General features: G+C 64.1%; 24 protein-coding genes and 1 tRNA gene. 15 read left to right on the top strand and 10 right to left on the bottom strand.

The annotated features are described in order from the left end of the window. Positions 1-50: 50 nt before the first annotated feature. The 4 genes from JNC62_RS04890 to tesB form a co-directional block, all read right to left on the bottom strand. The gene (locus tag JNC62_RS04890) at positions 51-2,696 is read right to left on the bottom strand and encodes an FtsK/SpoIIIE family DNA translocase (RefSeq protein WP_374836513.1); all 2,646 of its coding nucleotides are present in this window, start codon (positions 2,694-2,696) and stop codon (positions 51-53) included. 257 nt (positions 2,697-2,953) lie between these two features. Beyond that, entirely contained in the window at positions 2,954-4,315 is a 1,362-nt protein-coding gene (locus JNC62_RS04895; protein ID WP_374836515.1) for an ammonium transporter, read from the bottom strand. Positions 4,316-4,338: 23 nt separating this feature from the next. Further along, positions 4,339-4,677 carry a P-II family nitrogen regulator gene (locus JNC62_RS04900; RefSeq protein ID WP_374836517.1) on the bottom strand — a complete coding sequence of 113 codons (339 nt, stop codon included), beginning with the start codon at positions 4,675-4,677 and terminating at the stop codon, positions 4,339-4,341. A 212-nt stretch (positions 4,678-4,889) separates the two neighbouring features. Beyond that, entirely contained in the window at positions 4,890-5,774 is an 885-nt protein-coding gene (tesB, locus tag JNC62_RS04905; RefSeq protein ID WP_374836518.1) for an acyl-CoA thioesterase II, read from the bottom strand. Between the two features lie 84 nt (positions 5,775-5,858). Here tesB and JNC62_RS04910 point away from each other — a divergent pair, with 84 nt between their 5' ends. Beyond that, positions 5,859-7,079: a ubiquinone biosynthesis hydroxylase gene (locus JNC62_RS04910; protein WP_374836519.1), complete on the top strand. Its 1,221-nt coding sequence runs from the start codon at positions 5,859-5,861 to the stop codon at positions 7,077-7,079. 18 nt (positions 7,080-7,097) lie between these two features. Here the strand turns inward: JNC62_RS04910 and JNC62_RS04915 are convergent, their stop codons facing one another. The 5 genes from JNC62_RS04915 to JNC62_RS04935 all read right to left on the bottom strand — a co-directional run bounded on the left by JNC62_RS04915 (position 7,098) and on the right by JNC62_RS04935 (position 10,028). Further along, entirely contained in the window at positions 7,098-7,469 is a 372-nt protein-coding gene (locus tag JNC62_RS04915) for a nuclear transport factor 2 family protein (protein WP_374836521.1), read from the bottom strand. 32 nt (positions 7,470-7,501) lie between these two features. After that, complete coding sequence (locus JNC62_RS04920) at positions 7,502-7,690, bottom strand: Trm112 family protein (protein WP_374836523.1); 189 nt, start codon at positions 7,688-7,690, stop codon at positions 7,502-7,504. A gap of 10 nt (positions 7,691-7,700) precedes the next feature. Next, complete coding sequence (locus JNC62_RS04925) at positions 7,701-8,381, bottom strand: LON peptidase substrate-binding domain-containing protein (protein WP_374836525.1); 681 nt, start codon at positions 8,379-8,381, stop codon at positions 7,701-7,703. Between the two features lie 112 nt (positions 8,382-8,493). Further along, positions 8,494-9,447: a thioredoxin gene (gene trxA / locus JNC62_RS04930; RefSeq protein ID WP_374836527.1), complete on the bottom strand. Its 954-nt coding sequence runs from the start codon at positions 9,445-9,447 to the stop codon at positions 8,494-8,496. 59 nt (positions 9,448-9,506) lie between these two features. Beyond that, positions 9,507-10,028 (bottom strand): prolyl-tRNA synthetase associated domain-containing protein, encoded by a 522-nt coding sequence (locus JNC62_RS04935; protein ID WP_374836529.1) that lies wholly within the window; start codon positions 10,026-10,028, stop codon positions 9,507-9,509. A 271-nt stretch (positions 10,029-10,299) separates the two neighbouring features. On the opposite strand from JNC62_RS04935, the gene JNC62_RS04940 reads away from it, so the two are divergent. The 8 genes from JNC62_RS04940 (at position 10,300) to JNC62_RS04975 (ending at position 17,343) form a co-directional block, all read left to right on the top strand. Then, a tRNA-Gly gene (locus tag JNC62_RS04940) sits at positions 10,300-10,374 on the top strand. A 382-nt stretch (positions 10,375-10,756) separates the two neighbouring features. Beyond that, positions 10,757-11,893, top strand: coding sequence for an ABC transporter substrate-binding protein (locus JNC62_RS04945; RefSeq protein ID WP_374836531.1), 1,137 nt, complete (start codon positions 10,757-10,759; stop codon positions 11,891-11,893). A gap of 56 nt (positions 11,894-11,949) precedes the next feature. Beyond that, positions 11,950-12,828, top strand: coding sequence for a branched-chain amino acid ABC transporter permease (locus tag JNC62_RS04950; protein ID WP_374836533.1), 879 nt, complete (start codon positions 11,950-11,952; stop codon positions 12,826-12,828). Beyond that, positions 12,828-13,808, top strand: coding sequence for a branched-chain amino acid ABC transporter permease (locus JNC62_RS04955; RefSeq protein ID WP_374836535.1), 981 nt, complete (start codon positions 12,828-12,830; stop codon positions 13,806-13,808). Before JNC62_RS04950 ends, JNC62_RS04955 begins: the two co-directional genes overlap by 1 nt. Next, the gene (locus tag JNC62_RS04960) at positions 13,805-14,551 is read left to right on the top strand and encodes an ABC transporter ATP-binding protein (RefSeq protein WP_374836537.1); all 747 of its coding nucleotides are present in this window, start codon (positions 13,805-13,807) and stop codon (positions 14,549-14,551) included. The genes JNC62_RS04955 and JNC62_RS04960 overlap by 4 nt, the downstream gene beginning before the upstream one ends. Positions 14,552-14,553: 2 nt before the next feature. Continuing rightward, positions 14,554-15,285: an ABC transporter ATP-binding protein gene (locus JNC62_RS04965; RefSeq protein ID WP_374836539.1), complete on the top strand. Its 732-nt coding sequence runs from the start codon at positions 14,554-14,556 to the stop codon at positions 15,283-15,285. Positions 15,286-15,553: 268 nt separating this feature from the next. Next, positions 15,554-16,258, top strand: a complete 705-nt coding sequence (locus tag JNC62_RS04970; RefSeq protein ID WP_374836541.1) for a GntR family transcriptional regulator — start codon at positions 15,554-15,556, stop codon at positions 16,256-16,258. A 122-nt stretch (positions 16,259-16,380) separates the two neighbouring features. Beyond that, positions 16,381-17,343, top strand: coding sequence for a dihydrodipicolinate synthase family protein (locus JNC62_RS04975; protein WP_374836543.1), 963 nt, complete (start codon positions 16,381-16,383; stop codon positions 17,341-17,343). 144 nt (positions 17,344-17,487) lie between these two features. Here the strand turns inward: JNC62_RS04975 and JNC62_RS04980 are convergent, their stop codons facing one another. Next, entirely contained in the window at positions 17,488-18,525 is a 1,038-nt protein-coding gene (locus JNC62_RS04980) for an Ldh family oxidoreductase (protein ID WP_374836545.1), read from the bottom strand. Between the two features lie 193 nt (positions 18,526-18,718). Between JNC62_RS04980 and JNC62_RS04985 the strand changes: the two genes are divergently transcribed. The 6 genes from JNC62_RS04985 to JNC62_RS05010 all read left to right on the top strand — a co-directional run bounded on the left by JNC62_RS04985 (position 18,719) and on the right by JNC62_RS05010 (position 24,647). Next, positions 18,719-20,236: an aldehyde dehydrogenase (NADP(+)) gene (locus JNC62_RS04985; protein WP_374836547.1), complete on the top strand. Its 1,518-nt coding sequence runs from the start codon at positions 18,719-18,721 to the stop codon at positions 20,234-20,236. Between the two features lie 230 nt (positions 20,237-20,466). Further along, positions 20,467-21,273 (top strand): ABC transporter substrate-binding protein, encoded by an 807-nt coding sequence (locus JNC62_RS04990; RefSeq protein WP_374836549.1) that lies wholly within the window; start codon positions 20,467-20,469, stop codon positions 21,271-21,273. Between the two features lie 68 nt (positions 21,274-21,341). After that, positions 21,342-22,007: an amino acid ABC transporter permease gene (locus JNC62_RS04995; protein WP_374836551.1), complete on the top strand. Its 666-nt coding sequence runs from the start codon at positions 21,342-21,344 to the stop codon at positions 22,005-22,007. Between the two features lie 13 nt (positions 22,008-22,020). Next, positions 22,021-22,674: an amino acid ABC transporter permease gene (locus JNC62_RS05000; RefSeq protein ID WP_374836921.1), complete on the top strand. Its 654-nt coding sequence runs from the start codon at positions 22,021-22,023 to the stop codon at positions 22,672-22,674. After that, a complete protein-coding gene (locus JNC62_RS05005) occupies positions 22,667-23,389 on the top strand; it encodes an amino acid ABC transporter ATP-binding protein (protein ID WP_374836553.1) in 723 nt (240 codons plus the stop codon). The genes JNC62_RS05000 and JNC62_RS05005 overlap by 8 nt, the downstream gene beginning before the upstream one ends. Before the next feature lie 7 nt (positions 23,390-23,396). Continuing rightward, entirely contained in the window at positions 23,397-24,647 is a 1,251-nt protein-coding gene (locus tag JNC62_RS05010) for an NAD(P)/FAD-dependent oxidoreductase (protein WP_374836555.1), read from the top strand. The last annotated feature ends 4 nt before the right edge of the window (positions 24,648-24,651 follow it).

Genomic DNA, 24,651 nt, shown 5'->3' on the forward strand with positions numbered 1-24,651 from the left:
GGCGTGGTCGCCGGCGCGGCTTGTGTTCCGGGCAAGGAAGCAGGCTTGCGCTACCGGCTCGTGATTTCATCTTCCGTCGGAACGAGAATCTCGCGCTTGCCCGCGTGGTTTGCCGGCCCGATGATGCCCTCCTGCTCCATCCGTTCGATGAGCGAAGCAGCCCGATTATAGCCGATGCCGAGCCGGCGCTGGATATAGGATGTCGAGGCCTTGCCGTCCCGCAGGACCACGGCCACGGCCTGGTCGTAGGGATCGTCCGAATCCTCGAGATTCGACGTGCCGGCCGGGCCGCCGCCGTCCATGTCGTCGTCGTCGTCTTCGGTGATGGCGTCGAGATACTGCGGCGCGCCTTGCGTCTTCAGATGGGCGACGACGGCCTCGACCTCGTTGTCGGAAACGAACGGGCCATGGACGCGCTGGATGCGGCCGCCACCGGCCATGTAGAGCATGTCGCCCATGCCGAGCAGCTGCTCGGCGCCCTGTTCGCCGAGGATGGTGCGGCTGTCGATTTTCGAGGTGACCTGGAAGGAGATGCGGGTCGGGAAGTTGGCCTTGATCGTGCCGGTGATGACGTCCACCGACGGGCGCTGCGTCGCCATGATGACGTGGATGCCGGCGGCACGCGCCATCTGCGCCAGCCGCTGCACGGCGCCCTCGATGTCCTTGCCGGCGACCATCATCAGGTCGGCCATCTCGTCGATGATGACGACGATATAGGGCATCGGCTGCAGGTCGAATTCCTCGGTCTCGTAGACCGCCTCGCCGGTCTGGCGGTCGAAGCCGGTCTGGACAGTGCGGGTGATCGCCTCGCCCTTGGCAAGCGCCTGCTCGACGCGGCTGTTGAAGCCGTCGATGTTGCGCACGCCGATCTTCGACATCTTCTTGTAGCGCTCCTCCATCTCGCGGACGGTCCACTTCAGCGCCACGACGGCCTTCTTCGGATCGGTGACGACCGGGGAGAGCAGGTGCGGGATGCCGTCATAGACGGACAGTTCCAGCATCTTCGGGTCGATCATGATCAGCCGGCACTGCTCCGGCTTCAGACGATAGAGTATCGACAGGATCATCGTGTTGATCGCCACCGATTTGCCCGAGCCGGTGGTGCCGGCGACGAGCAGGTGCGGCATCTTGGCGATGTCGGAGATGACCGGCTCGCCGCCGATCGTCTTGCCGAGCGCCATGGCGAGCTTGGCCTTGCTGGTCTCGAAGTCGCGGCTGGCGAGCAGTTCGCGCAGATAGACCGTCTCGCGGCTCTGGTTCGGCAGTTCGATGCCGATCGCGTTGCGGCCGGGAACCACGGCAACGCGGGCAGCGATCGCGCTCATCGAGCGGGCGATGTCATCGGCCAGGCCGATGACGCGGGACGACTTGATGCCGGGCGCGGGTTCCAGTTCGTAAAGCGTCACGACCGGGCCGGGCCGCACCTGGATGATCTCGCCCTTGACGCCGAAATCCTCCAGCACGCCCTCGAGCATGCGGGCGTTCTGCTCCAACGCGTCGGCCGAGAGCGATGCATCCCGCGTGACGTTGCGCGGTTCTGCAAGAAGGTGCAGGGACGGAAGCTGGAAGCCATCCTGGCCGGCGAAGGAGGACTGCGCCTCCCGCTCCATCCGCTGGCCGGCCTTCGGCTTCGGCGCGGCGGCGGCGATCCGCGAACGCAGACCCGCAGGACCGGCCGGTGCGGCGCGCGGGGCCCAATCGTCGTCGTCGGGCAGGATGCCGGCCGGACGCGGCAGGTCTGCGTCGTCGTCCAACGCGTCATCGTCATCGAAGGAGGAGATCGGCGGCGGTGCTACGGCGCGGCGGACACCCCCCTCCAATGACGGTTCGACCCGGTCGGAGAACCGTGGCGCCGTCTTTGGCCGCGAGGGCTCGTTCAGGGTGCCGAACTCGTCGTCGTTGAAGTCATAGGGCTGTTCGACTGCGCGCGAATGGGTCTTGCTGCGACCGGACAAGCCAAACAGGCGCCGCACCCGAGCCTGGCTGGTGTACCAGGCGTGGGTCAGGGCGCCGGCGACGAGCATCAGCGGACCCTCGGCCTCGTCCTCTTCCGCGGCATCGCTGACGGTGCGGGTCCGTTCGATCGGTGCCGGCGCTGTGAGTTCGTCCTCCTCTACCGGGTCGTTGCCGATCAATCCGGCACTGAAGACCAGCAGCCACGCCGAGGGAAGCGCGAGCAAGGCGCCGAGGACGCTCGCCAGCGTGCCGGTCGGATAGGTGCCGGTGAACAGGGCGGGAAACCGCAGGATCATGTCGCCGAAGACGCCGCCAAGGCCGTTGGGCAGCGGCCAGGTGATCGGCGCGGGAACACAGCTGAGCGCCGCCGATGCGAGCACCGCTCCGCCGAACCAGGCGCCAATGCGCTTCAGGACACGCGCGAGCCGCCGGTTCTTGATGAGCGCGATCGCCCAGGCGACGACGGGAAGGAGCGCGATGACGCTGGCAAGCCCGAAGAACTGCATGAAGATGTCGGCGAATACGGCGCCGCCATAGCCGAGCGCATTGGTCGGTTCGCCGCCGGAAGCATAGGAGAGGCTTGGGTCGGACACGTTCCACGTGGAGAGTGCGGCGACGGCGAGCGCGAGCGCTATGAACAGGCCGAAGCCGAGCAGGGCCCGTATCTGCCGCCATAGAAAGGCGGATAGGACGAACCGCTCGGGGCGGTTATCCAGCATTGCCGATGTGCTTCTCGCCATATGTTTCAGCCTGTCGCGCGATCATTCCGGATGGTTTTCCCGCCGGGTTCGGGAGCGTGGATGATGTGCGACCCTAACGGGTCAAGCGTTAATGGCATGTTAACCATGGTGCGCGGGTCGCTCGTTTCCTCGGTGTCTGGGGCCTGGCAACGCAAAAAGGCCCGAACCGAGGGCCCGGGCCAAGCGCTGCAAATTCAGAATGTCGCCGTAACGGGAAACCCGGCGACGGCAGCCGGGTCGCCGTCCCAGGCGCCGCATCAGGCGTGATAGGCGGCCTCGCCGTGCGACGATAGATCCAGACCCTCGCGCTCGGATTCGACCGTAACGCGCAAACCGACGATGGCGTCCACGACCTTGTAGAGGATCGTCGAGACGACACCGCACCACACGATGGTGATCGCGACGGCGGTCAACTGGGTCATGAACTGCGAGGCAATGAAGAAGTCCTCGGCGCCGGTCCCGCCAAGCCAGGGCGCGGTAAAGATGCCCGTGCCGAGCGCGCCGATGAAGCCGCCGACGCCGTGGACCCCGAAGACGTCGGCCGTGTCATCGTAGGCGAACTTGTTCTTCACGACGGCGACGAAGAAGTAGCAGACCGGCGAAACGAGCAGACCGAGCACGATGGCACCCATCGGACCGACCGAACCGGCCGCGGGCGTGATGACGACGAGGCCGGCGATCATGCCCGATGCAGCGCCAAGCAGCGAAGCCTTGCCGCGGGTGAAGCTCTCGACCAGCGACCAGGCGAGGATGGCAGCCGCCGTCGCGACGAAGGTGTTGACGGTCGCAAGCACCGCGCCGCCCGAGGCTTCGAGGTTTGAGCCGGCGTTGAAGCCGAACCAGCCGAACCACAGCATGGCGGCGCCGACGAGCGTCAGCGTCATGGAGTGCGGCGCCATCATGTCCTTGCCGAAGCCGGTGCGCTTGCCGACCATGACCGCGCCGATCAGGCCCGCCACGCCGGCGTTGATGTGCACGACCGTGCCGCCGGCGAAGTCGAGCGCGCCCATGTTGAAGATCAGGCCGTTGCCGTCCCAGACCATGTGGGCGATCGGGAAATAGACGAAGGTGGCCCAGAGGAGCGTGAAGAGGATGACGGCCGAGAACTTGATGCGCTCTGCGAAGGCGCCGATGATCAGGGCCGGGGTCAGCGCCGCAAACGTCATCTGGAACAGCATGAACAGGTATTCCGGAATGACGACGCCTTCCGAGAAGGTTGCAGCCGTGCTGTCGACCGAAACGCCCGCCAGAAAGGTCTTGGCGAAGCCGCCGAAGTAGGGATTGGTCGAGCCGCCGAAGGCGAAGGAATAGCCGTAGGCGACCCAGACGATCATCATCATGGCACCGATCACCGTGCACTGCATCAGCACCGACAGCATGTTCTTGGTGCGCACGAGGCCGCCATAGAATAGCGCCAGGCCCGGGATTAGCATGAAGAAGACGAGCAGCGTGGACAGGAACATGAATGCGGTATCGGCCTTGTCCGGGACCGGGGCGGCGGATGCGGCTTCGACGGCCGCAGGAGCGACTTCCTGGGCGAAAACCACGACGGGGGCGAGAAGAACTGCTGCGGCAGTGCCCAGGCGGGCAACCATGCTGGAAAGAGTATGCGATGACATTGACGGTGCTCCCTGATCTGCCGTTACAGCGCTTCGGAATCGGTTTCGCCGGTGCGGATGCGCACGGCATGCTCAATCGAGTAGACGAAGATCTTGCCGTCGCCGATCTGGCCGGTCTTGGCGGCCGCGGCGATCGCATCGACGACCCTGTCGGCGATTTCGGTCGGAACGGCGATTTCGATCTTCAGCTTGGGGAGAAAGCTCACGGCGTATTCTGTGCCGCGGTAGATCTCCGTGTGTCCCTTCTGGCGTCCGTAACCCTTCACTTCGGTCACGGTCACGCCCTGGATCCCCACGGCGGTGAGGGCTTCGCGCACCTCATCGAGCTTGAACGGCTTGATAATCGCCATCACAATTTTCATCTGGTTCCCATCCTTCGTCCATGCAACGGCCGGAGCCGTTCCCGCTGCCGCAAGCAAGTTGCTGCGGCCGCTGGGCATAGACATTCAAGGAGCGTGCCAGATTCGAGCGCCTGTCGTAACAGATTGGCAAATCGGTGTTTTTTGCCGAGCGCTTGACGAGTGGCGATGGATGTAGCCTAAAAAACAGGCGACTGCCGCAAGGTGCGCTAAAATTAGTCAGATGCCTTCTGGCGGATCAGTCCTTCCTGCGCCACCGAGGCGATGAGCTCGCCGGAGCGACTGAAAAGACTGCCGCGCGTCAAGCCGCGCGCACCCGATGCCGAAGGGCTGTCCTGTGCATAGAGGAGCCAGTCGTCCAGCGCGCATGGGCGATGGAACCACATGGCGTGGTCGAGGCTCGCAATCTGGAGCGTTCGGTCGAAGACGGAGGTTCCATGCGCAAACAGGGCGGTGTCGAGCAGCGTCATGTCGGAGAGGTAGCCAAGAACCGCCGCCTGAAGGTGGCGTGCATCCGGAACCGGTCCGGTGGCGCGGACCCAGACGTTCTGGGTCGGCAGCAGCTTTTCCGGCGACAGGTAGTGCGTCAACTCCACCGGCCGCAGCTCGATCGGTCGTGGCCGTTCCCAGTATTCGCGGATGTTCTGCGGTGCCTGGGCAAGGAAGCGCTCGCGGATCTGTTCGGCGACGAGCAGTTGCTCCGGCGGCGGCACGGCCGGCATCCGGATCTGATGGTCGAAACCGGCCTCGTCGAGCTGGAACGAGGCCGTCATGAAGAAGATCGGCTTGCCGTGCTGGATGGCGATCACCCGCCGCGTCGTGAAAGCGGCGCCGTCGCGAACGCGATCGACGTCGTAGAGAATCGGCACCGCCGGATCGCCGGGCCGGACGAAATAGGCGTGCAGCGAATGGACGAAGCGATCGCTCTCGACGGTGCGGCAGGCCGCCACCAGCGCTTGCGCGATCACCTGTCCGCCGAACACCCGCTGCCAGCCGACCTTCGGGCTTCGTCCCCGGAAGAGGTTCACCTCCAGCGGTTCGAGGTCCAGCGTCGAAAGCAGTTCCTCCATCGGGGATCGTGTCTCAATCGGCCGCGACATTTGGGCATTCTCCCACGGTAGGAAACTACGGTTTCGTCCTCTATATAGACTGCTCGGGTTGCTCAAGGGGGCAGGGAGAAGCGCATGATCGACGTTCTGGTAGCCGGCGGCGGATATGTCGGGTTGTCACTGGCCGTGGCGCTGAAGACGGCAGCGCCGCATCTTTCGGTCGAGCTCGTTGACGGCGCGCCGGCCGAGGCCTGGAAGCGCGACGAACGGGCATCCGCACTCGTCGCGGCCGCGCGCAACCTTCTCGACGTGCTCGGCGTCTGGGATCAGATCGCGCCGGAGGCGGAGCCGATCCGGCGGATGGTGATCACCGATTCGCGCACCGCCGATCCCGTCCGCCCCGTGTTCCTGACCTTCGAGGGGACCGGCTCCGAAGGCGACAGCTCTCCGTTCGCCCATATGGTGCCGAACCGTGCGGTGACCGGCAGCCTGCTTGCTGCGGCCGAGCGACTCGCTCTGCCGGTCCATTGGTCGACGTCGGCGGTGGATTTCTCCACCGGCCCGCACGCGACCGAGGTCCGCCTTTCCAGCGGCGAGATCGTGCAGGCCCGCCTTCTCGTCGCCTGCGACGGCGTGCGTTCGAAGCTGCGCGACATCGCCGGCATCAAGACCGTGCGCTGGGACTACGGTCAATCCGGGATCGTCACCATGGTCGAGCACGAGCGCCCGCACGAGGGAACCGCAGAGGAGCATTTCCTGCCGTCCGGCCCGTTTGCGACGCTGCCGATGACCGGCAACCGCTCTTCGCTGGTCTGGACCGAGCGGACGGAGGACGCCAACCGCCTCGTCGAAGGCGACGATCTGGTTTTCGAGGAGGAGTTGGAGCGCCGGTTCGGGCACAAGCTCGGGGCGCTCAAGACCGTCGGCGGCCGCAGGGCCTTCCCGCTCGGCCTGACGCTGGCCCGCTCTTTCGTCGCGCCGCGCTTTGCGCTCGCCGGCGATGCCGCGCATGGCATTCATCCGATTTCCGGCCAGGGCCTGAACCTCGGATTCAAGGACGTCGCGGCGCTGGCCGAGACAATTGTCGAGGCCGACCGGCTGGGGCTCGATATCGGGTCGCTTGCGGTGCTCGAGCGCTACGAGACGTGGCGCCGGTTCGACACGTTCCGCATGGGGGTGACCACGGACGTGCTGACGAGGCTCTTCTCCAACGACATCACGCCGGTGCGGTTGGTGCGCGACCTCGGGCTCGGGATCGTCGATCGTCTTCCAGGGCTGAAATCCTTCTTCATCCGCCAGGCCGAAGGACTTGCGGGCAAAGGCCAGCCGCGCATGCTGATCGGCCAGCCGATCTGAGCATTTCTTTCGGGTCGGCTACTCCACAATCTTCCAGTAGGAATCCTTGCGGATCACCTTGCCGTTGCGAAACGTGTAGAAGTCGCAGCCATGGACTTCAGTTCGCCGTCCCTCGCGGGAGGTGCCGGTGAGGAGCCATTTGGAGATGCCGGTCTCAGCCTCTGCATCGACAAAGTGCTCGGCATTGGCATACTGGACGTCCGGTAAGCCCTCGAAGCGCGTGGCCAGCGCTGCGCCAACTCGTTCCTTGCCTTCGAAACGAGAGCCCCAGGGCTTGTCTCCCCTCGGCATCTCCAGGACGCAATCGTCGGAAAAGAACGCCATGATCCGATCGAGATCATGCGCGTTGAAGGCCTCGCACAGTTGCTCCAGCGCCGATCGAATGTCCATCGCCTGTCTCGCCTTGCAGGGGGTGTCTGGCGTCAGTCCTTCAGTTCCCTCGCCTCGGAGACGAGCATGATCGGAATGCCGTCGCGAACCGGATAGGCGAGCTTGGCCCGCTCGGAAATCAACTCGCCGGCTTCCGCGTTCCAGGTCAGCCGGCCCTTCGTCAGCGGGCAGACGAGCAGTTCCAGCAGCTTCGGATCGACGTGATGCGTCTTGTTGTCCATCGGCGCGGTCCTACTGCAGGCGGGTGTCGACGTCGCCGAAATTGCGCGCCAGCACGATTTCGGTGATCGCGATCAGCGTTTCGGCGCGGGTTTTCAGATCGGGCGCCTCGAGCAGCGCCTGCTTTTCGGCGGGGCCATAGGGCGACATCATCGACATCGAGTTGACGAGCGTCGTGTTGCTGGCGCGCTCGACGCTTTCCCAATCCGCCTCCAGCTTGTTGGCGTCGAGATAGGCGCGAAAGGCGGAGAGCAAGGCCTCCCGGTCTACGCCGCGTTCGTCATCGGCGCCGGAAAGATCGCTGATGAAGGGCGCGATCTTGAAGCAGCGATAAGCCTTGGTCGTGCGCACTTCGCTGATCAGCCGATAGCGGCAGACCCCGGTCAGGGAGGTGATGTAGCGCCCGTCTCCGGTCTCGGCGAAGGAAGTTATGCGGCCGATGCAGCCGACCCGGCAAAGTGCTGGCGCCTCCGACGACGGATCGGAATCGACATGGTCGCCGAAGACCGGCTGAACCATGCCGATCAGCCGGCAGCCGGCCAGGGCGTCGTCGAACATCGAAAGATAGCGCGGCTCGAAGATGTTGAGAGGCAATTGTCCGCCCGGCAGGAGCAGGGCGCCCGTGAGCGGAAACACCGGAATCATCCCGGGCAAGTCGTCCGGTTTCAGATAGCGCGCATTTCCGACATGCATTCTTGTCGCCTTCCCCTTGCATCTGGCGGCGTCCGGTGTGGGGCCGGAACGCCGCGATGCCCTTGAAATGGGGTTTGCGCCGAAATTCTCAAGATGTCCGCAGGGCGATCGATCAGGAAAACAGGATCGAGGACAGCTTGCGCCGGGCGGCGATCGTTGCCGGATCCTTCGGCCCCCAGACCTCGAAGAATTGCAGAAGCTCGCGCCGGGCCGCATCGTCCTCGAAGGTGCGATCGCGCTTCATGACCATCAGCAGGTGGTCGGCGGCGGCTTGGCGATCGCCTTCGACGTTGCGAATCTTGGCGAGCTTCAGACGGGCGGCGTGGTCGTCCGGGTTGGTGGCGAGCGCGTGTTCCAGCGCTTGCGGGTCGCCGAGCTTGCGCGCCTCCTCGATCTGATCGAGCTGCTTCAGCGCCGCGGCGATCGCCGGATCCTTCGCCATTTCCTCGGTGGCAGATGCAAGCGCCTGACGGGCGTTGTCGAGCTGGCCGGCGGCAATCATGCACTGGGCCATGCCCGCAAGCGCTGCGGCATTTTCCGGGTCCGCCTGGAGCACCGCGCCGAACAGATCGGCCGCGCCGGCAATGTCCTTCTGCTCCAGCAGTGCCTTTGCCTCGCCGACGATCGCCTCGATCTCGGCCTTTTGGTCGGCCCCGGCCGGGCCGGCGACCTTGTCGATGAAGGCGCGCACCTGGCTTTCCGGCAGCGCCCCCATGAAGCCGTCGGCGGGGCGGCCGCTGACAAAGGCGATCACGGCAGGGATCGACTGGATGCCAAGCTGTCCGGCGATCGACGGGTGGTCGTCGATGTTCATCTTGACGAGCTTGACCCGGCCGGCGGCTTCCTTCACCACCTTCTCGATGACAGGCGTCAACTGCTTGCAGGGGCCGCACCACGGCGCCCAGAAATCGACGAGCACCGGCTGTTGGCGGGAGGCTTCGATCACGTCCTTGGCGAAATTCGCGGTCGTCGTGTCCTTGATCAGGTCGCCCGCAGGGGCGCCGCCATAGTTGACGGCGGCGTTCATCTGTCCGCCGAACGATGTCGCATAGGGGTTGTCGCTCATCACCTTCTCCTCACGGACCGTCGCCCGACTTCAATCGAATTTCGCCAGAAGATCGTATGTCAGGCGGTCACTTTCAAGACAAGCGGCTCGTGGCCCGTCGCCTCGATGAAACGGAGCAGGTCCTTCGATCCGATCGAGGTGGTTGCATCGTTCCGCAAGGGATGCGCGTTGATGATATCATAGGCCATCAGGTCCGCGTCGATGATCACCTTCACGTTCAGGCCGGTGTCGTTGATGGCGCCGAAGGCGGTCACGGAACCCGGGATGACGCCCAGATACTCCATCAGCTTTTCCGGCTTGCCGAACGAAACGCGGCTCGCCGCGCCGATGACGCCATGGATCGTCTTCAGGTCGACGGTCGCATTCTCCTCCACGGTCAGAAGGAAATAGTTGTCCTTCTTGTCCTTGAGGAACAGGTTTTTGGTGTGACCGCCGGGGATCTCGTCGCGCAGCGCCACCGATTCGGCGACCGTGAAGACCGGTTGATGATTCTTCGTCGTATGCTTGATGCCGAGGCCGTCGAGGAAGGCGAAAAGCTCCTCTTCGGTTTTCGGTTGCCGTGCGTCCTGCTGCATGTCCATGTCTGATCCCACTGCTGTCCCGCCTGTGTGTCCGATGCCACCGCTTGGCTCGCTTGCTGCTTAAAACCTATCGCGGGGAGAGGCAACGGGCGTCGCGCCGGGCGCGGCTCGCGCCAGCGGCCGGATTCCGGGCCTTGCGCGGTCCGATCGAAAATTTCTGAAAGATCGCGTGATTTCCCTGTTGCATTTGAAAAACGCTTAGGCCATATAGCGCCCGTCGCCGCAACGCAGCGACCTTCGGCCACCGACTACCCCAGGCCGTCGACGATGAGCGGGTGTAGCTCAGGGGTAGAGCACAACCTTGCCAAGGTTGGGGTCGGGCGTTCGAATCGCCTCACCCGCTCCATTCTTCCAAGATTTCAAAGATTTATGGCGCTGTTCGTGCAGAAGCGATTTGATCGCCCAGCCGCGCGAAGTTGAAATTCGATGGTTGCCGAACGATTGCTCGGGGTCGAGAGGCAAATTGGTTCTGGCGGCTCGCCGCTTCGAACACCCGCGATTGCTCTGCGCAAGCACCGCCGTGGTTCGTCGCGCGCATCGTTGCCGGATGCCGGTCGCCGGAATTTCGATGCCCCAAGTGGAAACATTGGTGGAAACCGCCAATAACGTCGTCGATGGGGAACGATGAATTTGACTTTTGTCTCCCAGTATTTTCAATGCGTTGGCGATTCCGGCAGGAGGCCGAGCCACCGGAGATCCAAAGCGTAATTTTTAGGGGGATGACATAAATGTACCGCAAATACCTGTTCGCAGCGTCGACCGCGCTTCTGGTTGTCGCCAGCACGGCCCATGCCCAGGAAACGGTCAAGCTGGGCATGGTTGCCGAACTTTCCGGGCCTGGCGCGCCGGCCGGCACCAATTGGCGTGACGGCATCAAGATTGCAGCCGAGGAAATCAACGCCGAGGGCGGTATTCTCGGAAAAAAGATCGAGGTCGGCGAGTACGACACCCAGACCGATCCGCAGGTTTCGCGCGCCATGGTCCAGAAGGCGATCGATGACGGCGCCTATGCGATCCTCGGCACGATCTATTCCGGCTCGACGATGGTCAACATGCTGGTTGCGCAGCAGAACAGCATCCCCCAGTTCGTCGGCTCGGAGGCGCCGAGCATCGTGGAGAAGGGCAATCCGTTCGTCTTCCGCACGTCGTCCGGCGCACAGAAGGGCGTTCCGGCGCTGACGAAGTATTTCACCGACACTCTGAAGGCGAAGAAGGTGGGCGTGGCTTGGCTCAACAACGAGTTCGGCAAGGGCGGTCACGACGTCTTCGTTGAGGAGATGAAGAAGGCCGGCATCGAGGTCGTCATCGACGTCGCTTCGGAACAGGCGCAAACCGATTATGCCGCCGACGTGGCCAAGCTCAAGGAAGCCAACCCGGAGGCCGTCTTTGTCTACATGAACCAGGAAGAGTCGGCCCGTTTCCTGATCGAGGCGAAGAAGCAGGGCCTGGCCATGCCGCTCGTCGGCGAAGTCACGCTGACCGAGGCCAAGGTCGTGGAACTGGCCGGGGCCGCGGCCGACGGCGCCATCGCCCATGTCGGCGTCACCGCCACGGCGACCGAAGTGCCGGGCATCGCGGCTTTCACGAAGAAGTTCGAGGAGACGTTCAAGCGCAAGCCGACCCATGACGCCATCAAGGGCTATGTCGGTGCCTGGACGACCAAGTACGTCACCGAGATGGTGGGCGAGCTCGACGGCGAGGCCTTCTCCGAAAAGATGCGCGGACTTTGCCTGAAGGCGGCAGATTATCCGAAGATCCTGCTCGACACCTGCTGGGACGACCGCGGCGAGATGTCGCGCCCGAGCTTTATGGTCCAGGTGAAGGACGGCGCGCCGGTGGTTATCGGCACGCTTCCGGCCAACTGATCCACCCTTTCCTGCCGCGGCGACCACGCTCGCCGCGGCCATCGGAAGAAGACGCGATGTCCCAGTTCTTACAGGTCCTTCTGTCCGGTTTGGCGACCGGCTCCATCTACGCGCTTGTCGCGATCGGCTTTACCCTCGTCTGGCAAGCGGCACAGACGGTGAATTTCGCGCAAGGGGAATTCGTCATGCTGCCGGCCTTCTTCGTGCTGGCAGGGATGAGCCTTTTCGGCTTGCCGTTCTGGACCGCGTTGCTGTTCGGTCTTGCTGTTTCGGTCGTGGTGCTCGGGCTCATGTTCAAGAAGCTTGTCGCCGAGCCGATCCTGCCGCACGGGGGCATCACGCTGATCATTGCGACGATGGCGCTTGGCATCCTGCTGAAGGAAAGTGTGAAGGAATTCTACTCCGCCGAGGCACAGCCGTTCCCGTCAATCTTTCCGAATGACCCGATCAATGTCTTCGGCGCCGTCCTTTCGATGCAGGATATCCTCAATCTGGTGCTGTCGCTCGCGATCGTCGTGGCGCTGACGCTGTTCCTGAACCGGACGCGGACGGGCCGTTGCATGCAGGCCACCGCGCAGAATCCCGCCGTCGCCGAAATTCTGGGCGTCAATGTGAAGCGCATGATCCTCTACGCCTTCCTGATCAACGCGGCGCTGGCGGCCCTTGCCTCATTCCTGATCACGCCGGTCTATCTGGCCAAATTTTCGAACGGCGAGACGCTTGGCCTGATCGCCTTCATCGCTGCCATTGTCGGGGGCTTCAATCAGATTCGCGGCGCACTCGTCGGCGGGCTGTTGATCGGCGTCCTCGACAATCTCACCGCAGCCTATGTCACGGCCGAATATCGTGCGGCACTGCCGCTTGTTCTATTGATCGGCATCATCCTCGTCAGGCCACAAGGGATCATGGGCACGTCGGAAGGAAGGACCGTCTGATGACCGATCGCAGGCGTACGTTCTTCATCCTGGGACTTCTCGTCCTGGCCATCGCGGCACCCATCGGGCAGGGCAACTACATCATCTATGTGCTGACCTCGTGGCTGGTTTTTGCCATCGCCGCCATGGGTCTCAACCTCACGCTCGGCTATGCTGGCCAAATCTCCTTGGCACAGGCTTCCTTCATGGCGATCGGTGCCTATGTGACGTCGCTGCTGACGCTGGCCGGCTGGCACTGGATCCTGACGCTGCCACTTGCGCTCACAGCCTGTTTCGTCGTCGGCCTGCTGCTCGGCTACCCGGCCCTGCGGGTGAAGGGCCACTTCCTGGCCTTCGTCACGCTCGCGTTCAATACGCTGGTCTTTCTGGTGCTGCGAAACGAGGATTGGCTGACCGGCGGCTCCTATGGGCTCGTCGGCATGCCGCGGCCGGACTTCGGCCTGTTTTCGACGATGAAGCAGCTCCACTTCTATTACTTCACGCTTGGCGTAACCGTGCTGGCCGCGCTGGCCATGTGGGGGATCGTCCGCTCGCCGTGGGGGCGTGCGTTCAAGGCGCTGCGGGAAAATCCCATTCGCGCCGAAAGCCTCGGCGTCGATACGCGACGCATCACCCTGCTCGCCTTCGCCATCGGCTCGACCTTCGGCGGGTTGGCCGGCACCCTGATCGCGCCGCTCGTGCAGTTCATCGAGCCGGGATCGTTCGGCGTTGCCCATTCGCTTCGCATCCTGCTGATGGTCGTGGTCGGCGGCTCCGGCTATTTCTTCGGACCCTTCCTGGGGGCCGCCGTGGTGATCCTGCTGCCGGAGGTGCTGCGTTTCACCGAGGGATATTACCTGATCATCTACTCGGCGCTCGTCATTGTGATGCTGGTGTTCGTGCCGTCCGGATTGATCGGCGTGTGGGGGAAATTGCGTGAACGGTTCTGGCCTCGACACCGGCTCCGGGCCGACATGAAAGAGGGGGCGGGCCTGAAATGAACGCGCCAGTCCTATCCGTCCGCAACATCAGGAAGAGCTTCGGCGGCATCACGGCCGTGAACGGTGTCTCCTTTGACGTGCACAAGGGGGAAATCCTTGGCCTGATCGGCCCGAACGGCTCGGGCAAGTCGACCCTCTTCAACTGCATCCTCGGCCAGCTCCCGCCCGATGGCGGCGACGTCGCGGTCAACGGCAGGAACGTGTCCGGGATGCGCGCCTCCGACCTCAACAAGCTCGGCGTCGGCCGGACCTTCCAGCAGCTGTCGGTGTTCCCGAAGATGTCGGTGCTCGACAACATCATCCTGGCCGGCCAGGAACACCACGGCAGCATGCTGTCCCGCCTCTTCGGCCCTGGCGATGCCGGCCTGACCGCGGAGGCTGAGAAGCTGATCGCCTTCTTCCGCCTGACCCATCTGCGCGACACGCTGGCCGGCTCTCTGTCCTACGGCCAGCAGAAGCTGGTCGACGCGGCGATGGCCTTCATGGCAGGTCCGAGCCTGGTGCTGCTCGATGAGCCGGCGGGCGGGGTGAACCTGACCATGCTCACGGGTCTGAAGGATCGTCTGGCGGCCTACAATGCCGAACACGGCACGACCTTTGTCGTGATCGAGCACAACATGGAGTTCGTCATGAGCCTTTGCACCCGCATCATCGTGCTGGCGGAAGGCAGCATCATCGCGGAAGGCACGCCGGAGGAAATCCGTGCCAACCAGACTGTCATCGACGCCTATCTGGGGGGCTGAGCATGCTCGAACTGAAGAACATCTACGGCGGTTACGGCAAGATCACTATCCTGAACGGCGTGTCGTTTTCGATCCCGAAGGCCTCGATCACCACGGTGATCGGACCGAACGGCGCCGGCAAGTCCACCGTCTTCAAAGCGATCTTCGGCCTGCTCGACATCCAGTCCGGGCAAGTTCTGCTCGACGGAAAGGACGTGACGGGAAACACGCCGCGGCAGATGATCGGCAAAGGCGTTACCTATGTGCCGCAAGGGCGCAATGTGGTGCCGCAGTTGTCCGTCTACCACAACCTGGAACTCGGCGGCATCACCGCGACGGATCAGGAGCAGGTGCGCCAGCGCATCGAGACGGTCATGGACCAGTTTCCGATGCTGCGGCAATTTCGCGACCGCAAGGCGATCGAACTGTCGGGCGGGCAGCAAAAGCAGCTTGAAGTGGCGCGCGCGCTGCTGCTCGATCCGAAGCTGATCCTGATCGACGAGCCGTCGATCGGCCTTTCGCCGAACCTCGTGCAGGAGGTGTTCCAGACGCTCATCCGGTTGCGCGATCGAGGCGTCACCATTCTGATGGTGGAGCAGAACGCCAGGTCGGCGCTGGCGATGTCGGATTACGGCCTGGTCCTGGAACTCGGGCAGACGCGGATGCATGACGAGGCCGCCAAGCTGCTGGCCGATCCGCGGGTCGGCCAGCTTTTCCTTGGCGGCCACGTTGGTGGGGAAGCTGCCGAGGGCTGAACCGTTTAAGGGTGGAACAGCCGGCCACGGCGAATGCCAGAAGAGGTGCGAGCGAGCCGGTCGCCCCCTGGTGGGCGGATGAGCGTGCCCCGGCCTGTTGGAGGTCGCTCAAGGTTCGGCGATTGCAGGCGCCCGATAGGGGGCGCGGCGCCTTGATCTCCGTTCTTCTGCGTCACCGGCTTGCGTCGAATGTCGGGCCGTTGCCGGCGGTGGGCGTTGAATTTGCAGCCAATGTGTGTATTTCGTTTGTCGACACAGAGTTTTGACGATGAATATGAAGCTGCCGACATCAAACTTGGAACGCAAGCGCGGATCTGGCGTAAAGCTTGTCTACGACATCTTACGCGACGAGATCCTCGATCTCGTGCTGCCGCCGGGCAGCCCGATCGATGAGGTGCAACTGGCGGAGCGCTTCGAGATGTCCCGTACGCCGATTCGCGAGGCGCTCGTGCGGCTGGCGGGCGAGGGGCTGATCGATACGCTGCCCAATCGCTCGACGATGGTGTCGAACATCGATTTCCTCAATATGCACACCTTCTTCGACGCGCTGGTACTGATGTACCGGGTCACGACGCGTCTGGCGGCACAATACCATCGCCCGGAGGATCTGGTCGTGATCCGTGGCTTCCACGAGGAGTACGCGGCGGCCGTCGAGGCGAGGAATGCGCTCGCGATGATCGCCACAAATGCGGCCTTCCACTCGGCCATCGCCGATGCGGGTCGAAACCCCTATTTCACGAGCCTGTTTCGCCGGCTGCTCGATGAGGGGCGGCGGATCCTGCGCCTTTACTACCGCTCCTATGAAGACCAGTTTCCGCAGCGTTTCGTCGACGAGCACGCGCAGATGATTGCCGTGATCGCCGCTCGCGACATGGAGAATGCCGACAGGCTGGCGAAGGCGCATGCGGAACAGATTGTCTCGCAGATCCAGAAGCTTTTTACCCGCGAGGAGCGGCTCAACATCACGCTGTGATGATTTGTGCATTTCTTGTCGACAAATAAAATACAAGTGCTATTATCCGGCTCGAAGGGCAGGTGCAGCGACGCCGTTGGCGTGCCTGCTCTGTCCGATCGAGAGCCGAAGAGGAGTTTACGATGAAGGCCAACATTTTCACCGGCGTTATTCCGGCCCTGATGACCCCCTGCAAGGAAGACCGCACCCCGGATTTCGACGCGCTCGTCCGCAAGGGCAAGGAACTGATCGAAAAGGGCATGTCGGCCGTGGTCTATTGCGGCTCCATGGGTGACTGGCCGCTGTTGACCGATGCGCAGCGCATGGAAGGCGTCGAGCGCCTGGTCAAGGCCGGCGTGCCGGTCATCGTCGGCACCGGCGCCGTCAATACCGCCACGGCTGTCGCACATGCCGCGCACGCCCAGAAGGTCGGTGCGCACGGCCTCATGGTCATCCCGCGCATCCTGTCGCGCGCTTCGATCGTCTCCGCCCAGAAGGACCATTTCAAGGCGATCCTGGCCGCCGCTCCGGACCTGCCGGCGGTTATCTACAACAGCCCCTACTACGGCTACGCCACCCGCGCCGACCTGTTCTTCGCGCTGCGCGCCGAGCACCCGAACCTCATCGGCTTCAAGGAATTCGGTGGTGCGGCCGACATGCGCTATGCAGCCGAGCACATCACCAGCCGCGATGACGACGTCATCCTGATGGTCGGCGTCGACACCTGCGTGTTCCAGGGCTTCGTGAACTGCGGTGCCGTCGGTGCCATCACCGGCATCGGCTGCGTCCTGCCGAAGGAAGTCCTGCACATGTGCAACCTGGCACGCGCTGCCGCCGCCGGCGATGCGGAAGCCCGCCAGCGCGCACTCGAGATGGAGCAGGCGCTCGCCGTCCTCTCCTCCTTCGACGAAGGCCCGGACCTGGTCCTCTACTACAAGCACATGATGGTGCTGAAGGGCGACAAGGAATACACGCTACACTTCAACGAGACCGACGCTCTCTCCGAGAGCCAGCGCGGCTATGTCGAGGCCCAGCTCAAGCTGTTCGACACCTGGTACGCCGAGTGGAGCAAGCTCCCGGGCGCGGTGCAGAAGTACAAGCCGTAAGCTGACGCCATCTTTCCTTACAAGGAGGCCCTCCCTCGGGAGGGCCTTTTTGCGTTTTGGAACAGGCGGCGGCCGGCCAAGCAACGAAAAAACCCCGGCCTGGACCAGGCCGGGGTCAATTGTGCCAAGCCTCGCGCGGGGTAACTACGCGATGGCGTCGAGCCCGAGCGCCAGGAGACGGTCGAGCTGCTCCATTTCGGCGGCCGTGAGCGTGATGCCTTCGGCCTGCGATTTCGCGCGGGCGGCATAGCGGCGCTGCGAGGGCAGACGGGCGCCCTGGCCGACGATCGCCTCGAACAGCACTTCGGCGCGGGCGAATGGATCGCCGGCGCGGCCTGCGGCGAAGGCCTCCGGCGAGAAGGCCAGAATCAGTTCGCCGTGGACGGGGGAGAGTGTCGTCGTGCCGAGGTAGTCCAGCACTTCGGGGCTGGTCAGGTCGCCGATCATGATGCCTGCGAGCAGTTCCACCATCGTGCCGATGGCCGAGCCCTTGTGGCCGCCGAACGGCAGCATGGCGCCCGCGAGTGCGGCTTCCGGATCGGTCGTCGGCTTGCCTTCCGCATCGATCGCCCAGCCTTCGGGAAGCTGCTTGCCCGCGCGACGGTGCAGCTCGATCTCGCCGCGCGCGGCCACCGAGGTTGCAAAGTCGAAGACGTAGGGCGACTTGCCCGGCCGCGGCCAGCCGAACGCGACGGGATTGGTGCCGAGCAGAGGCTTGTTGCCGCCGGTCGGCGCGACGGTCGAATAGCTCGGGCACATGACGAGCCCGGCGAGGCCTTGTGCCGTCAACGCCTCGACCTCCGGCCAGAGGGCGGAGAAATGTGTGCAGTCGTTGATGACGAGGGCCGCAAGACCGCAGGCGCGGGCGCGCTCCGCCAGAGCCGGCACGCCGAGCTCGACCGCCGGATTGGCAAAGCCGCCCTTGGCGTTCACCTTGACGATCGCCGAGCCTTCCGTCACCGTCAGTTCCGGGATCGCGTCCGGCTTGACCTTGCCTGCCTTGACCGTGCGCAGGGCGCCCTCGATCCTGTAGATGCCGTGCGACTTGCAGGCGTCGCGCTCCCCGGCGACGATCACCCGGGCCACCGCGCCGGCCTGGACCTCGTTGAGCCCGCCCTTGCGGAAGATTTCTTCGACGCGCCCGGTTAGGGCCTCGATTGTCAGGGTGGTGTCTTGGCTCATCGCAGCTTCCTTTCGTGCGTCATGCTGTGTGGCTGTCGCTTGATCGGGTGTGCGCGGCACTGCCGAGACAAGCGTTGCAATCATGTGGACATGTTGTATGCATGATGGGGCGAAAGAAGCAAGTGCCGGGCCATCGTGCCGGTTGTTCCCTCATCCGGTGGCTCGAGGCGCAAGTTACGAAGGATCCCAAGACATGCCCTATACCCCTAACGGCAAACACCTGATCGCTGGCGAATGGGTCGCCGGTGAACAGACCTTTACCTCCGCTCCGGCGCATGGTCCAGCGCATAGCTTCTCGGCCGGAACCGTCGAATTGGTCGACCGCGCCTGCCAGGCTGCCGAGCAGGCTTTCTGGAGCTACGCTGCCACCTCGCGGGAAGCGCGCGCCGCTTTCCTCGACGCCATTGCCGAGGAGATCGAGGCCCGCGCCGAGGCGATCACCGAAATCGGAACCCAGGAAACCGGCCTGCCCGAGGCGCGGCTGCAGGGGGAACGCGGACGCACGGTCGGCCAGTTGCGGCTCTTCGCCGAGCACATTCGCAAGGGCGACTACCTCGATCGCCGCCGCTCACCGGCGCTGCCCGACCGGCAGCCGGCGCCGCGGCCGGAAATCCTGATGGTGCAGCGTCCGATCGGGCCGGTGGCCGTTTTTGGCGCCTCCAATTTCCCGCTCGCCTTCTCGACGGCCGGCGGCGACACGGCGGCGGCCCTGGCGGCAGGATGCCCCGTCGTGGTCAAGGGGCATACGGCCCATCCCGGGACCGGCGAGATCGTCGCCGAAGCGATCCTTGCTGCGATCGAGGAGACCGGCATGCCGAAGGGGGTCTTTTCGCTGATCCAGGGCGGCAAGCGCGACGTTGGCCACGCGCTGGTGCAGCACCCGCAGATCAAGGCGGTGGGCTTTACCGGCAGCCTCGCCGGTGGGCGGGCGCTGTTCGACCTGTGTGCCGCACGGCCCGAGCCAATCCCGTTCTTCGGCGAACTCGGCAGCGTCAACCCGATGTTCCTGTTGCCGCACGCCGTTGCGGCGCGCGCTGAAGCGCTGGGGCAGGGATGGTCAGCCTCGCTTTCCATGGGAGCGGGACAGTTCTGCACCAACCCCGGCATCGCCGTGGTGATTGATGGCCCGGATGCCGACCGTTTCGTCGAGGCGACCAAGGCTGCGCTTGCGCAGGTGGCGCCCCAGACGATGTTGACTGACGGGATCGCGTCGGCCTACCGCGAGGGACAGGAGCGGCTGCTGGCGAGCAATTCGGTCCAGGCGACGCTGGTGACGCCCTCTGAGGGGCGCCAGGCTTCCCCCAATCTTTTCGAGACCAAGGGAACGGATTTCCTGGCTGATCACGGTCTGGGGCAGGAAGTCTTCGGTCCTCTCGGTCTCGTCGTGCGGGTGAGTTCGCTGGACGAGATGCTTCGCCTTGCCCGCTCCTTCGAAGGGCAGCTGACGGCAACCTTGCACATGGACGCCGCGGATGTGGACGCTGCCCGCAGCCTGCGCCCCGTCCTCGAGCACAAGGCTGGGCGCGTGCTCGTCAACGGCTTCCCGACGGGTGTGGAAGTGGTGGATTCGATGGTCCACGGAGGCCCCTATCCGGCCAGCACCAATTTCGGAGCGACCAGCGTCGGCACCTTGTCGATCCGCCGCTTCCTTCGTCCGGTAGCCTATCAGAACATGCCGGCCGAAATTTTGCCGGAGGACCTCTTGGCCTGACAGCCAACACGGACTACTAACCATCCGGCTCCGCCGAGATGTATGAAAACAGGGGCCATGGAACGCATGCAAGGGTTCCATGGCCTTTCCGCGGCAAGGAAAGTGGCTGGAATATCAATCACCTGCATTCAAAATGTATACAACAAGTATTTTTTGTGTTGATTTTTGGGGCGCCATTATGATTATGGCGCCTTTCTGGCACCTATGATCGCCATAAAAGGGAGAGACGTATGAAATTTTCAACCGTGATGGCTGGCCTTCTGGCCGCAACCTGCATGGTCTCCACGGCCAAGGCCGACAAGCTGGACGACATTATCTCCTCCGGCACGCTGCGCTGCGCCGTGGTGCTCGACTTCCCGCCCATGGGTTCGCGCGATGAGAACAACAACCCGATCGGGTTCGACGTCGACTACTGCAACGATCTCGCCAAGGCGCTGGGCGTCACCGCAGAGATCGTCGAGACGCCGTTCCCCGAGCGCATTCCGGCGCTGATGTCCGGCCGCGTCGACGTCGGTGTCGCCTCGACCTCCGACACGCTGGAACGCGCCAAGACCGTCGGCATGACGATCCCCTACTTCGCCTTCGAGATGGCGGTGACCGCCAACGACAAGTCGGGCATCAAGTCCTTCGAGGATATGAAGGGCAAGACCGTGGGCGCCACTGCCGGCACCTTCGAGGCGATCGCGCTCGAAAAGCAAGTCAAGGAATGGGGTGAGGGCGAGTTCCGTCCCTACCAGACGCAGGCCGACGTGTTCCTCGCTCTCAGCCAGGGCCAGATCGACGCCACCGTCTCCACCTCGACCGTGGCACAGTCCAACGTGAAGTCCGGCAAGTTTGCCGGCATCTCGGTGGTCGGCAAGGCGCCGTTCGACATCGACTATGTCGCCCTCTTCACCAATCGCGAAGAGTACGGCCTGATCAACTACCTCAACCTGTTCATCAACCAGCAGGTTCGCACCGGCCGCTATGCCGAGCTCTACGAAAAGTGGGTCGGCGGCGAATTGCCGTCCCTGTCGGTTAACGGTGTTTACCGCTAATCTGACCGTTTTCCCGACGGCGCGAGGGATGACCTCGCGCCGTTGATCCTTCGCAAGGTGAGACGGTAATGTTCAGCTACACCTTTCAATGGAAGCAGGCGTTCAAGGCGCTGCCTCAGATGCTCGACGGCGCCCTGGTGACGCTGCAGATCGCGCTCCTGTCCATGGCCATCGGCCTGGTGATCGCCATCGTCCTGACGCTCTTCCGACTGTCGGGTAACCGCATCCTCAGCGGTTTCGCCACCGCCTGGGTCGAGATCGCGCGCAACACGCCGGCCCTGTTCCAGATCTACATGGCCCATTTCGGCCTTGGCAGTTTCGGCATCCACTTGAGCCCCTTCACGTCGCTTCTGGTTGGCATCGTCTTCAACAATGCCGGCTACCTGGCGGAGAACTTCCGTGGCGCGCTCAAGGCGATCCCCGACACCCAGACGCGCGCGGGCCGCTCACTCGGCATGACCTCGCTGCAGGCATTCCGGCTGATCGTCATGCCGCAGATGCTGCGCATCGCCTTCCTCCCGGTCACCAACCAGATGGTCTGGGCGATCCTGATGACCTCGCTCGGCGTCACCGTGGGCATGAACACCGATCTTACCGGCGTTACGCAAGATTTGAACGCTCGTTCGTTCCGCACCTTCGAGTTCTTCGCGCTGGCCGCGGTGATCTACTACGTCATCGCCAAGGCCGTCACCCTGGCCGCCCGGGCATTTGCCTCGCGCATGTTCCGCTACTGAGGAGAGGTGAGTGATGATTGATACCGCCCTCACCTGGAGTGACCTGGCCTTCCTCGCGCAGGGCGCGGGGATGACGCTCGCGGTCACCGCCATCTCGGTCGCCGCCGGCACGGTGCTCGGAGTCCTCTGCGGGGTGATCCGCTTCCAGCTCGGGCCCTACTGGTCGGCACCGCTGACCTTCGTGCTCGACGTATTCCGCTCCGTGCCGCTGCTGATCCAGCTCGTGCTCGGCAACGCCTTCCAGTCGATCGCCAAGCTCGGCTGGCCTCCCTTCACGACCTCCTGCGTGGTGCTGTCGCTCTATACGGCCGCCTATTGCACCGAGATCGTCCGCGGCGGCATGTCATCGGTGCCGATGACAACCCGCCGGGCGGCCCGCTCGCTCGGCATGACCTGGTGGCAGGACATGCGCTACATCGTGGCACCGCTCGCCACCCGCGTCTCGCTGCCGGCCTGGATCGGCCTGGCGCTCAGCGTGATGAAGGATTCCGCGCTTGTGCTCTGGCTCGGCCTGATCGAGCTGCTGCGCGCCTCGCAGATTCTCGTCACCCGTCTGCAGGAGCCGCTGTTGATCCTGATGATCTGCGGCGCCATCTACTTCATCATCAGCTTCCCCATCGCCCGGCTCGGCGGGTATCTCGAGAAACGGTGGTCTCCCAATGATTGAGATTGAAAACGTCCGCAAATCCTTCGGCGAGCTGGAGGTTCTGAAGGGAATCAACCTGACCGTCGACAAGGGCGAAGTGCTGACCGTCATCGGCGGCTCCGGCTCCGGCAAGTCGACCCTGCTGACCTGCATCAACGGCCTGGAGCCGATCGACGCCGGCCGGATCGTCATCGACGGGACCGAGGTTCATGCCAAAAGCACCGACCTGAACAAGCTGCGCCAGAAGGTGGGCATCGTGTTCCAGCAGTGGAACGCCTTCCCGCACCTGACGGTGTTGGAAAACGTCATGCTCGCGCCGCGCAAGGTGCTCGGTCTGTCGAAGGCCGAAGCCGAGGCCGTCGCGGTGCGCCAGCTCACCCATGTCGGGCTGGCCGAAAAGCTGTCGGTCTATCCGAACCGCATGTCGGGCGGCCAGCAGCAGCGTATGGCGATCGCCCGGGCGCTGGCGATGTCGCCGGAATACATGCTGTTCGACGAGGTGACCTCGGCACTCGACCCGATGCTGGTGGGCGAGGTGCTCGACACGCTGCGGATGCTGGCATCCGAGGGCATGACGATGATCTGCGTCACCCACGAGATGAAGTTCGCGCGCGAAGTCTCCGACCGTGTGGCCTTCTTCCATCAGGGCGTCATGGCCGAAATCGCGCCGCCGGAGCAGCTGTTCGACGCGCCGCAGCACCCCGAGACGAAGAAGTTCCTGGCGGCGACGCATTGAGGGCATGATGAAAGAGCAGGGTCAGGCCGATGTGATCGTCATCGGCGCAGGTGTCATTGGCCTTTCCGCGGCGATCGCCGCGCAGGCGCGCGGGTTGTCGGTCGTCGTCCTTGATCGCGAAGGCCCGGCGGCCGGCGCCTCGGCGGGCAATGCCGGCGCCTTCGCCTTCACCGACATCCTGCCGCTCGCCTCGCCGGGCATCGTGATGAAGGCGCCGAAATGGCTGCTCGATCCGCTCGGGCCGCTGTCAGTGCCGCCGTCCTATGCGCTCCAGATCGCGCCGTGGATGTTCCGCTTCTGGCGGGCCTGCTCGCCCAAGCGCGTGGCGCGCTCGACCACGGCGCAAACGGCGCTTATGGATCTGTCGAAGGCGGAACTTGAATCCTTCCTGCAGCAGACCGGCACCCTGCCGATGCTGCGCAAGGACGGCAACCTCCAGGTCTATGAAAGCGAGGCAGAGTTCAAGGCCTCGCTCGCCGGCTGGAAGGCGCGGGCGGAACACGGGATCGAGTTCCGGCACCTCGATGCCGCCGCCATGGCCGAGATCCAACCCGGCATTGCGCCGCGCTTCATCCGTGGGACGTTCACGCCGGGCTGGTACTCGATTGCCGACCCGAAGCTCTTCACACTCGCGCTTGCCGATCATTTCCGAGCCATGGGAGGGGTGATCGAGCGAGCAGGGGTCACAGCCCTTCGACCGGACGGGGACGCGGTCGAGATCCAGTCCGACGACGGCGCCACGCGCCGGGCAGCCAAGGTGGTTCTTTCGGCCGGTGCGTTCTCGCACAAGATCGCCAGGACGCTCGGCGAGAGCATCCCGCTGGAAACCGAGCGCGGCTACAACACCACGCTTCCCGCTGACGCCTTCGACCTGCGTACGCAGGTCACCTTCGGCGGCCACGGTTTCGTCGTCACGCGCCTGTCGACCGGTATCCGAGTTGGCGGCGCGGTGGAACTCGGGGGCCTGAAGCTGCCGCCGAACTACCGTCGGTCCGAGGCGATGCTGAAGAAAGCGCAGGCGTTCCTGCCCGGGCTGAAGCCGCAGGGCGGCGAGCAATGGATGGGTTTCCGCCCCTCGATGCCCGACAGCCTGCCGGCGATCGGCCGCGCCCGGGCAACGCCGCGCGTGATCTATGCATTCGGGCACGGCCATCTTGGCCTGACCCAATCGGCGGGCACGGCGCGGATCGTCGCCGACCTGTTGACCGATCAGTCCCCCGCCATCGACCTTGCTGCTTTCTCGCCCCAACGTTTCTGAAAGA

Source organism: Mycoplana ramosa (assembly GCF_041930185.1).
GTDB classification, from domain to species: domain Bacteria; phylum Pseudomonadota; class Alphaproteobacteria; order Rhizobiales; family Rhizobiaceae; genus Mycoplana; species Mycoplana ramosa.